The following is a 10,425-nucleotide window of genomic DNA, read 5'->3' as shown; positions in this document are numbered from 1 at the left end:
CAAGCAGAAGACGGCAGACGAGAGGGACAGCGGCAAGTGACGGGAGTGCAGACGTGGGCTCTGCCGATCGGTCACGAGAAATAGAAGTGAGGGTATATAATTCTTTACCAGGAGGAGTTTAGATGGGGGCTTTAGTAGCTGCTCCCCAGGTTCAATTGGATGACTTTTGTGTTCAGGTAATCCAGTATTTTCGATTTGACTGGGTGAATCTATTTTGCTACTCTCAGGTAGTGTTTGTTGTCCTTCCCCGCGACAATTCGACTGTGGCAAAAACGCTAAATAAATTGGAGAATCTTCCTCCACGGATACAAGAGGAGTCATTCTCTGAGATTCTTCCTTGACTTTTTTACTCGCGTATTGATGCAATTCATAGACCGAAATTTTACCATCTTTATCAGTGTCTGCTTTCCCACTCCTAATTCCTTCAACTAGATGTTTTGTATAAATAGATAATTCCGAATCTTTCGACTCAAAAGAACTTTGAGTAGAACTAGAAGACATCAAAATCGCCCTACCTTTACCACCTAATTCTGGTTTAATATCTATTTTTTCCTCTTGTTCATCCCCTTTTTGTCCTTGAGTAAAGGCACCACTAAAACAACAATCTAGAATCACAATAATACGTTTGGAAAAACTGTTACTCATTTCATCTTTTAAGAAACTGGAAGCAACAGAAGTCCGTCTACTATATCCCCTTTGTTTTTTGGTAGTTTCACCAGTAGCTAAATATAGATGACCTTCTTGAGTTAAAAATCCATGACCAGAAAAATAAAATAGTAAAGTATCATTCTCATTCGCACGATCAAATAATCGTTCTATTGCCTCTTCTATCTTATCGCTATTGGAGTCGTTCAACACCTCAATTTCAAAACCTCCTATCTCTTTATTCCCTAAAATTTTCTTCATGGCATCAACATCTTTCAGGGTAGTATCCAAATTGTCAAAATTGTCGTATTTACTAACTCCAACTAATAGAGCTTTTTTTTTCATAAGAAAATCCTTTTAACCATTAACAATTTTTTCTATAATTGGCTTGACTTTCTCATACTCTTTCTCCAATTCTTTAGCATTACAACCTTCAATCTCAACTTCTATCTCTTGACCATTGCCTTTAGCTGTAATTTTCATTTTAATAGTCTTACCATAGAGGCGATTGCCTAAATATTTAACTAAACCTTTGGTATTTTCAATATTAATTTCTGCGGTGAGAATGCCTACTAAAAAACCACCAATACCCATGGCTCCAGGTTCAGCAGTTTCTATTGACATTAAATCTGCCTTTTGTACTCCATCAAACTTTTTTACTTCGGACAGAATATTCCGGGTATCTTCTTGAAGTCTATCATCTTCCAATTTTGAGTCAGATAGAGTAATTGTTAGTTGAATATTTTCTAATGACATAATGTTTAATTGTGATTTTTCAGGAATAAAATAATTATACCCTTAAATTATTTCTTTAAGCAAAAATCGTAAACTGTAGGGGTTTTGTCTCTAAAGCGAAAATAGAATTGGGAAACCAAACCTCTGCGATACAATTTAAAACTTAGTAGACCGAAACATCTAAAATGGTGCGTTACGACGGATTGATAAATCTCTTTCATAGTCTAAATTTAAGCCGTCTAACACACCCTACAAATTTTGCTATATTCTACGATCAAGATTCTTGAAATTGAGAAAATAGGGAGGCAAAAACTTGATTTTGACTAACACTTCTACTCTGTTGTAAAGCCTCTTTTAAAACATCTATTAGTAACCCTGGTAAAACTAGAGATTCTGTAATCCTTTTACTGCCACCATCAACCATAGTAAAAGCAATAATATCTACATTTTTTACGTCAACTATCCAATATTCTTTGACTTTTAAATCTTCATAAATCAACCTTTTTTCACCTTTATCATCAGATAGTGAAGTATTGGCTATTTCTATAACTAAATCAGGCGATGGATATGTATCTAAATCTACAATAGAATTTCCCCTGGGAAAAATATTAGCATTATCACCTATATAGTAAGAAATATCTGGTTGTATTTCTTGAACTCTAGTTTTTCTATAACTACAATTGATTAAACCATTACAGTCGATATTTTTGAAAGTACAGAAAATCATAGTAGCTGTGGCAATAAGTAAATGGTCGCTAGCATGGTCGTAACCTACTGGTGACATTTCTATTCTGAATTTTCCTTGGTAATAATATGATTTTGCTTTAGCATAAATGGGATTTTCAATAGTTTCGAGATATTCATCCCAAGTAGCTGAAACCCATGTATCTGTTGGAATTTTTACTTGTAAATTTGTCATAAATAAAATTACTGTTAACTAATACAGCAGTTTTGAGGTTAATTAACTACATAAAAAACTGAGGGTAAAATAACTATTCTTCTTCCTCTTTAAGTCTTTCTTCTTCTGCCGCCTGAATTGCTAATAAAAGCTCCTCTTCTTGTTCTTCAAAATCTTCTTCTGAAACCTCCCCCATGTCAAAAGCAAGTTGAAGAGCGAGAAGTTTTTTACTAAGATTTTCTTTATCATCTACTTCTGTATCAACTTGTTCTTGAATTTTTTTCCCTAACCAAACTATTCCTCCCAATGGACCAGTAATAGGTAGAGTTAATAAACGGATAATCATAATGATGAAGTCCTAAAATTACTTATCTAAGCAAAAATTGTCCCATTTGCTCAAGTCAAAAGTCAAAATTCAAAAGTCAAAAGTAATTTAATAGACAGAAAACTTTGACATTTCAACGGATTATTTGACATTATAACTTTGAAACTATTTGTGAAATTCTGATAGTCAAACGGTATTAATTAAGGGATTATTTACAGAATTATATTAATTGATGTACTTTAAAATTAGAGACAAGGGCAAAAAAATTACTCCCTTACTCCCCCACTCCCTTACTCCCCTACTCCCTACTCCCTACTCCCTATTCCCTACTCCCTAAATTAATTATGAAATCTGGTTTCTATGTTTATGGTATATTCCTACCACCTGGTCCGCAAAATTTAAGTTTACAAGGATTGGATAAAGAGGCTGTAAATATTCAAATTGTTGATGAATTTGCAGTGCTTTATTCGATGGCTAAACAGGAACGTTATCTGGCAAGTCGTCGCAATTTAGTTACTCATGAAAAAGTGCTTGAGTCAGCAATGGAGGCAGGTTATAGAAATGTATTACCAATGCGATTTGGTTTAGTAGTTTCTGACTGGGAAAAGTTTTCTCAACAGTTGACTAATCCTTTTGAACAGGTAATGAAAGAATTATTTGCTAAGTTAGAAAATAATCGAGAAGTAGGAATAAAAGTATATTGGGAACCAGATGCAGAAATTCAAAAGTTACTTGTAGAAAATCCAGAATTAAAAACTCAAAGAGATAGTTTGGTTGGCAAAAATTTAAGTATGGATGAGGTGATTCAGATTGGGCAAGCTATTGAGCAAGAAATGAATAATCGTAAACAAGATATTGTTGAAATTTTCCAAACAACTCTGAATCAAATGGCGATTGAAGTAGTAGAAAATGACCTACAAACTGAAAAAATGATTTATAATGCAGCTTATCTAATACCTTGGGAAAAAGAATCCGAATTTGGTGAAAAAGTAGAAGTTATTGATAGTAAATTTGAGGGAAGATTTAAAATTCGGTACAATAGTTTTACTGCTCCTTTTAATTTTGCTCGAATCGAACAATGAAAAGCATTCAGCCGTCAGCTATCAGCTATCAGCTTTTTGACCTTGCGTTAAATCCACTTTTAAACCTAACAAAAATAATCTTACTGATATTTGAAAGCATTCAGAGGTCATATTTTTGAATTTTATACATCTGGAAATAATCAAAAATAAAATCAATTATTGTACATAAATTATAAATTATTTCCCCCTACTCCCTACTCCCTACTCCCTACTCCCTATTTTTTGAAAAACACTTACTTCAACTATCAAAAATTAAAACAATGAATAATTTTCTAAGATTAGACTTAAGACAAATAATAGAACTGGCAAAAGTTCTCGAAAAAAAAGGCGAAACAGGGGAAGCAAAAACTTCCTATCAGGTACACTCTCGAACTATTAACAATACTCCCAGACGAACTAACACGAACATACCAAGAAGAAGAGACCTTTATCAAACCCAAGCAAGACAACCTGTCAGACAAACTAGACCTCCACAACCAACTAACTTTACTACTCAATACCCAGATACCAAACCAACAACCACTGCAAAAGACACGGGTGGTGTAACAGAAACCAGACCTCAACAACAAACCAACTTTACTCCCCCACCCCCAGAAACTAAATCGAGACCTACCCTCAAAGATATTGGAGGTATGTCCGAAATAATTCAAGAATTAAGAGAAGTAATAGAACTCCCACTCAAACGCCCAGATTTATTATCACAATTAGGACTAGAACCAGCTCGTGGAGTTTTATTAGTCGGACCGCCTGGTACTGGTAAAACTCTCACAGCTAAAGCAATAGCAGAAGAACTGAGACTAAATTATATTGCCATCAACGGACCAGAAGTGATGAGCAAATATTATGGAGAAGCAGAAGCAAGGTTACGCAAAATTTTTACCAATGCTAAAAAGTCCGCTCCCTGTCTGGTATTTATAGATGAAATTGATAGTATTGCGCCAGACCGCAGCAAAGTTGAAGGAGAAGTCGAAAAGCGGTTGGTCGCCCAATTATTAGGATTAATGGATGGATTTGTGGAACATCAGGGCGTTCTAATTTTAGCAGCAACAAACCGCCCAGACCATATCGATCCTGCTCTCCGTCGTCCGGGAAGATTTGACCGAGAAATTAATTTCCGTATACCAGACCGCAACGGACGATTAGAAATTTTGCAGATAATGACAAATTCTATGCCATTAGATAGTTCTGTTGATTTGGGAGAAATTGCCGATATGGGAGTTGGGTTAGTGGGTGCTGACTTAAAAGCTTTATGTCAAAAAGCTGCTTATTTAGCTCTTCGTCGTCAAGTTCCATCCTTAGATAGTCCGACTCCAGAGGATATGAGTTTATTGCAAACTGATTTTCTGACAGCAATAAAAGAAATTAAACCTTCTGTATTGAGGTCTGTCGCGGTGGAAGTACCTAATGTAAGTTGGCAAGATATTGGCGGTTTGGATGCAGTCAAACAAAAATTGCAAGAGTCAGTCGAGGGAGCATTGCTCTATCCAGAATTATACGAACAAACTAAGGCAAAAGCTCCTAAAGGAATTTTATTATGGGGCGAACCGGGAACTGGCAAAACTTTGCTGGCAAAAGCTGTTGCTTCCCAAGCACAAGCTAATTTTATTGCTGTCAACGGACCAGAATTGCTCAGTAAATGGGTGGGTGCAGCAGAAGAAGCAGTCCGAGAACTTTTTTCTAAAGCAAGACAAGTTGCACCTTGTGTGATATTCATAGATGAAATTGATACTCTTGCTCCTGCTCGTGGTAAATTTATCGGAGATTCTGGAGTGAGCGATCGCCTAGTTGGTCAACTATTAACAGAATTGGATGGTTTACGCGACTGTACTCAGATATTATTGGTGGGAGCAACTAACCGCCCTGATGCTCTAGATCCAGCATTACTGCGAGCGGGAAGATTAGATTTACAAATTAAAGTAGACTTGCCAGATCGAGCAGGTCGTTTAGCAATTTTGAAAGTGCATAATCAAGGTCGCCCACTGCAAGCAGTAAATTTGAAAGATTGGGCAAGTCGCACAGAAGGTTGGAATGGCGCAGATTTGGCATTGTTGACTAATCAAGCTGCTTTAGCTGCTATTCGTAGTTATAGCGCTAAAGGAATTAAGTCTCCAAAGAAAATCAGGATTACAAACGCTCATTTTACTACTGCTTACAATGCTCTAATGAATCAAAAACAGTCTCATAATTTTAACTCTGATTCTAGTAAGTAGAATAATGTAGGTTGGGTTGAGGGACGAAACCCAACAACAATCTTTCTCCCCCTACTCCCGTACAGACGTTGCATGCAACATCCCTACCTACTCTCTAATGAATCAAAAACAGTCTCATAATTTTAATTTTGATTCTGGTAAGTAGGATAATGTAGGTTGGGTTGAGGGACGAAACCCAACAACAATCTTTCTCCCCCTACTCCCGTACAGACGTTGCATGCAACGTCCCTACCTACTCCCTAATGCACAATTTTAGCTGTGTCGGTTTACTACTGGAGTGTTTCTTGTGTTGGGTTTCGCGAAACCCTCAACCCAACCTACGAGGAAAAAAACTCACTACCATAACACCAAGCACCCAAAATGTCATTTTATGTCTACGCTTTTCTATATCTACCCAAATCGTCCTTAGCATTGCCAAAAGGAATGGCAAAGGAAGTCGAATTAATTTCATATCAAAATCTTGCTGCTGTAACTGAAGCAGATATATCTATTGAGACAATACAAGAAACAGACGAAAAATTACTCCAAGCAGTATTAACCCACGATCGCGTAGTTAGAAAAATATTTCAACAAACATCTATACTACCACTCAGATTTGGTAATGCTTTTGCTGCGGTGGAAAATATTATCAATCACTTACAAAATCATCAGCAACAATATCTGACAATTTTGGCTCAACTGCAAGAAAAAGTAGAATATACTGTGACTTTTTCACCAGTTTCAGCTCCTTCTACTCTGGAAATTAGTGAAGCTCGTGGCAAAGCTTATTTATTAGCAAAAAAACAACGCTTTCAAAAACAACAAGCTTTTCAAACCGAGCAACGTCAACAGTGGGAAAATATACGTCAGTTAATTTTTCAAGATTATCCCAAAGCAGCATTTAAAGACAGCACAGAAGGGGGAATTAAGCAAGTACACTTGTTGGCCAACCGTGAAGCAGAAATTCTAACGACCCAACAACTACCAACTTGGCAAACCAAGTGTTCCCATTGGCAAATTACTTTAAGTGAACAACTTCCTCCTTATCATTTTGTATGAAGAAAAGAGGGAGTAGGAAGTAAGGGGAAAAATTTGATGTATCTAGGGCAATAATTAATTTTATTTTTTATTATTGGAGATGTCTAATTAAAAGATAATGTTATACTTAAGTAATATCAAATCTGGTTACAATGGAAGTATTTAAAGAAACCGGGTTTGTTGGAGGTAAATGTTAGTATGGTAGGGAATTTAATACAAACCCGGTTTCTATCTTCTTTTTTACACCGATACTACCGGATTTGATATAAGACCTTAAATCTCTGCCAATCTAATTATCTTAGCATCTTCATATTTACCAGTGTCTACTGTTAAATTGATGCTTCTAGTAAATAAGGAATAAAAATTATGGCAGTAGAAAAAGTTAACTCATCTTCTAGTCTAGCTGAAGTTGTAGATCGTATCCTTGACAAAGGAGTTGTCATAGATGCTTGGGTGCGCGTTTCTTTAGTAGGTATTGAATTACTTGCAATAGAAGCCAGAATAGTTATAGCTTCAGTAGAGACTTACCTCAAGTATGCTGAAGCAGTTGGTTTAACAGCTCTAGCAGCAGCACCAGGAGAAACTGTTTCTAATAATTTAGATGATGAACCTCTAGATGCAACAACAGTAGAACCTGTTACTGTTGGAGCTTATTAATACTAAGGCAAAAGTTTTTATGGCTCTTAAAGATATATGGGCAAAAGAGCGATCGCAAAGATTAACGGAAATTGCTGAACGCAAACTAGAGGTTGCCCAACACAGACAACAAACTCAAGCGGAACTTCGTGCTGTTAGACAAGATATAAATCGGGAAGCTCAGGTGCTTCACACCATGTTAGACAAGTTTGTGACAAATCTTCACGAAACAGGTCTAGCAGAAAAACAGCAAAGGCAATTAGAAAATGCCGAACGTTACAAACAAGTAAGGACATTTTTAGAAGAGTATGTTGAAGCACTTCGTGTGCATGAACAGCAAGCACGTCAGGAGCGGTTAGAAGATATTGCTAGTCGCAAACAAGAAGTATTAGCTCTCAAGCTAGAAGTGTTGCAACTACAGGAACAATTTAGTTCTGAGCGAGCATTGATGTCCCAGAAGTTGACTAAAAAATTACAAACCTTCCGAACTAATTTACATAATTATGTTTGGGGTTCTCAAGAAGTAAAGGAATAAAAATTATGGCAGTAGAAAAAATTAATTCATCCTCCAGTCTAGCTGAAGTTGTAGACCGCATTCTTGACAAAGGAGTTGTCATAGATGCTTGGGTGCGTGTTTCTTTAGTGGGTATTGAGTTACTTGCAGTTGAAGCTAGGGTGGTTATTGCTTCAGTAGAAACTTACCTTAAGTATGCTGAAGCAGTTGGTTTAACAGCTCTCGCAGCAGCACCAGGAGAAGCTGTTGAGGTGGATGAAATAGGACAACCGATGACTTCTCCTAGTTTAGTATAAATTAATAAGGTTAAGTTAAGGATTTTGTACTAATCGTCCGATCCACTATTGCATTTTCTTAGTTAGATATCTCCGATAATTAACTTGTTAAATTTTAATTTTCGGAGATGTCTATTTTTCAAGTTTTATAAATCAAGTTTGTTATAACTAAATTATTCCATAGAGTAGCTTTCCTGCAAAGGGGGGTGAATATAACTACATAATTTATTAAAGGAGTTTGAGATGAAAAATTTCAAAGATCGGCGAGATAAAGGGGATTTCTCCTCTCTTCCCAATCCTCTGAAAAAAACTACTGATGTAGTAGAAAATCTTACCGAAAAGTTACCCACAAAAAATTTATCTTCTATCAAAGATGTACCAAATAAACTTACAGAGACCGTAGAGAACGTCACGAGAAAACTACCTTTGCCTGGTTTGAGTCCCTTGATGGGAATGCTGGGTTATCTCAAAAACTTTTTTATATTCATTTTTACTGTAATTAATAACATATTTTCATCGATAAAAACACTATTCCAATTTTTCATAATTATTCCAATAAAAATATATTTCTTTACACTTAAGATGATCGGCAAAATTTGGTCATGGATAAAAGCTATTGTTAAAGCTTGTATAAATCTAATTATCAAAATATATGAATTTATAATTGAGACTATTAAGAAAATATTTGTCTGGGTGAAAATACTTTTTCAAGTATTCATTGCTATTCCAGTAAAAACTTATTTATTTATAGTTGATGTAGTAGGTAAAATCTGGTCATTTATCAAATATATTGTTAAAACTTTAATAGCATTTATTACCACAATTGGCAATTTTTTAAAACTTCTCTTTTTCAATCCTTTATCTCTACTTACTAATCCATTGCAAAGTTTGAAATCTCTTGGTAATAGTGGAGGAGAAATAGTAGAAAAATTACCAGATGAAATAGAGGAACTTACAGAAAAATTAACAGATGAAATAGAGGAACTTAGAGAAAACTTAACAGGCGAAATAGGAGAACTTAGAGAAAACTTAACAGGCGAAATCGGGGAACTTAGAGAAAACTTAACAGGCGAAGTCGGGGAACTTACAGATAAATTAACAGGTGGAATAGGGAAACTTACAGATAATTTACTTGGTAGTAGGCAAAACAAAAAGACCAAAAATCAGGAGACAAAACGCCTGGGAAAGTCAAAAAAAAAAATACCAGAATCAGAACCACCAACGTCAGAATCAGACTCCTCGGAATTACCAACCGATATAGTAGAACAATTCCAACCGCCAGACGCAGCATCCCCATCAGGTCTACCATTGTTCCTGGGGTCATCGGAACCGCCCAGCGATATAGAACAAGAAGACCCAGACGTAGTTTCCCCCGCAGAAATTCCAGACACATCAGACGTAGTTTATAAACAGACTAAAGGATTAGTCTATATTCAAGATTTATACTCTAATGGCAAAGCAAGTAATCTGTATACTCTAGATCTTAAATCTGGTCAAACTACTTTAATTGGTTCTATGAGTATGCACATAGTAGATATTGCTTTTTGTGGAAATGTACTCTATGGTATTCGGTGGCGCGACCCAAAAACAACAGATTTAGTCAGAATTAATCCTACTACTGCCAAAACTATAATTATTGGTAAATTAGGTAATAGTAAAATAGCTAGTTTAGCTTTTTCTAAACATAGAAATGCTCTCTATGCAATGGGTCCTCAAACATTATTAAGAGTAAATGTAAAGACAGGTGCAGGAAAAGTTATTAAGTCTTATAAATCTTATTACCCTCTTTATTGTGGTGGTTTAGCTTTTAATAATAAAGGTCGAGGTTATTCAGATTTTGGTAATAATTATAATCAGCAACGATATCTAATGCGACTTAATAATAATGCTACTCCTATTGCTGTTGGTGGTGCTAGTGGAGTTAAGAATTCTGGTTGTCTAGATTTTTATGGCGATGAATTATTTGCTATATTTAATAGTCAAATTTTTAAGTATGATTTAGTTACTGGTAAAGCAAAGTTGGTAAGTTATACAGAAAAAAATGTTTCTTGGGCGGGAATGAGTGTTATGGCGCTACGCGCAAGTCAA

General features: G+C 35.7%; 10 protein-coding genes and 1 pseudogene. 7 read left to right on the top strand and 4 right to left on the bottom strand.

Annotation, left to right across the window (positions count from 1 at the left end; all coding sequences use genetic code 11):
- From F6K22_RS18460 to F6K22_RS18445, 4 genes are all read right to left on the bottom strand, one after another.
- Positions 1–990, bottom strand: a 990-nt coding sequence (locus tag F6K22_RS18460; RefSeq protein ID WP_293100823.1) for a caspase family protein, incomplete at its 3' end; no start/stop codon positions are given.
- A 12-nt stretch (positions 991–1,002) separates the two neighbouring features.
- Positions 1,003–1,401 (bottom strand): hypothetical protein, encoded by a 399-nt coding sequence (locus F6K22_RS18455; protein ID WP_293100821.1) that lies wholly within the window; start codon positions 1,399–1,401, stop codon positions 1,003–1,005.
- Positions 1,402–1,654: 253 nt separating this feature from the next.
- Complete coding sequence (locus F6K22_RS18450) at positions 1,655–2,299, bottom strand: Uma2 family endonuclease (protein ID WP_293100820.1); 645 nt, start codon at positions 2,297–2,299, stop codon at positions 1,655–1,657.
- A gap of 73 nt (positions 2,300–2,372) precedes the next feature.
- Entirely contained in the window at positions 2,373–2,624 is a 252-nt protein-coding gene (locus F6K22_RS18445; protein ID WP_293100818.1) for a gas vesicle protein GvpG, read from the bottom strand.
- A 323-nt stretch (positions 2,625–2,947) separates the two neighbouring features.
- On the opposite strand from F6K22_RS18445, the gene gvpF reads away from it, so the two are divergent.
- The 7 genes and pseudogenes from gvpF to F6K22_RS18410 all read left to right on the top strand — a co-directional run.
- Positions 2,948–3,685, top strand: a complete 738-nt coding sequence (gvpF, locus tag F6K22_RS18440) for a gas vesicle protein GvpF (protein ID WP_293100816.1) — start codon at positions 2,948–2,950, stop codon at positions 3,683–3,685.
- 260 nt (positions 3,686–3,945) lie between these two features.
- Positions 3,946–5,895: an AAA family ATPase gene (locus tag F6K22_RS18435; protein WP_293100814.1), complete on the top strand. Its 1,950-nt coding sequence runs from the start codon at positions 3,946–3,948 to the stop codon at positions 5,893–5,895.
- Between the two features lie 360 nt (positions 5,896–6,255).
- On the top strand, positions 6,256–6,933 hold the full coding sequence (locus F6K22_RS18430) for a GvpL/GvpF family gas vesicle protein (protein WP_293100812.1): 678 nt from the start codon (positions 6,256–6,258) through the stop codon (positions 6,931–6,933).
- A 345-nt stretch (positions 6,934–7,278) separates the two neighbouring features.
- A pseudogene (gvpA, locus tag F6K22_RS18425) lies at positions 7,279–7,488 on the top strand (gas vesicle structural protein GvpA); the annotation flags it as partial.
- A 100-nt stretch (positions 7,489–7,588) separates the two neighbouring features.
- Entirely contained in the window at positions 7,589–8,083 is a 495-nt protein-coding gene (locus F6K22_RS18420) for a hypothetical protein (protein WP_293100809.1), read from the top strand.
- Positions 8,084–8,088: 5 nt separating this feature from the next.
- Positions 8,089–8,358 (top strand): gas vesicle structural protein GvpA, encoded by a 270-nt coding sequence (gvpA, locus tag F6K22_RS18415; RefSeq protein WP_293100807.1) that lies wholly within the window; start codon positions 8,089–8,091, stop codon positions 8,356–8,358.
- Between the two features lie 222 nt (positions 8,359–8,580).
- On the top strand, positions 8,581–10,425 hold a 1,845-nt coding region (locus tag F6K22_RS18410), incomplete at its 3' end, for a hypothetical protein (RefSeq protein WP_375340170.1).

Origin of the sequence: Okeania sp. SIO2F4, from assembly GCF_010672385.1 — a bacterium.
Classification (GTDB): Bacteria; Cyanobacteriota; Cyanobacteriia; order Cyanobacteriales; family Microcoleaceae; genus Trichodesmium.
The sequence above is the reverse complement of the archived record's forward strand: the minus strand, read 5'-3'. Positions and strand labels throughout refer to the sequence as shown.

What these genes read in the sequence shown, in the direction of transcription:
- F6K22_RS18430 (WP_293100812.1), top strand. Translation starts at nt 6,256, where the DNA reads ATGTCATTTTATGTCTACGCTTTTCTATATCTACCCAAATCGTCCTTA.
- F6K22_RS18420 (WP_293100809.1), top strand. Translation starts at nt 7,589, where the DNA reads ATGGCTCTTAAAGATATATGGGCAAAAGAGCGATCGCAAAGATTAACG.
- F6K22_RS18455 (WP_293100821.1), bottom strand. Translation starts at nt 1,401, where the DNA reads ATGTCATTAGAAAATATTCAACTAACAATTACTCTATCTGACTCAAAA.
- gvpA (WP_293100807.1), top strand. Translation starts at nt 8,089, where the DNA reads ATGGCAGTAGAAAAAATTAATTCATCCTCCAGTCTAGCTGAAGTTGTA.
- F6K22_RS18450 (WP_293100820.1), bottom strand. Translation starts at nt 2,299, where the DNA reads ATGACAAATTTACAAGTAAAAATTCCAACAGATACATGGGTTTCAGCT.
- gvpF (WP_293100816.1), top strand. Translation starts at nt 2,948, where the DNA reads ATGAAATCTGGTTTCTATGTTTATGGTATATTCCTACCACCTGGTCCG.
- F6K22_RS18435 (WP_293100814.1), top strand. Translation starts at nt 3,946, where the DNA reads ATGAATAATTTTCTAAGATTAGACTTAAGACAAATAATAGAACTGGCA.
- F6K22_RS18445 (WP_293100818.1), bottom strand. Translation starts at nt 2,624, where the DNA reads ATGATTATCCGTTTATTAACTCTACCTATTACTGGTCCATTGGGAGGA.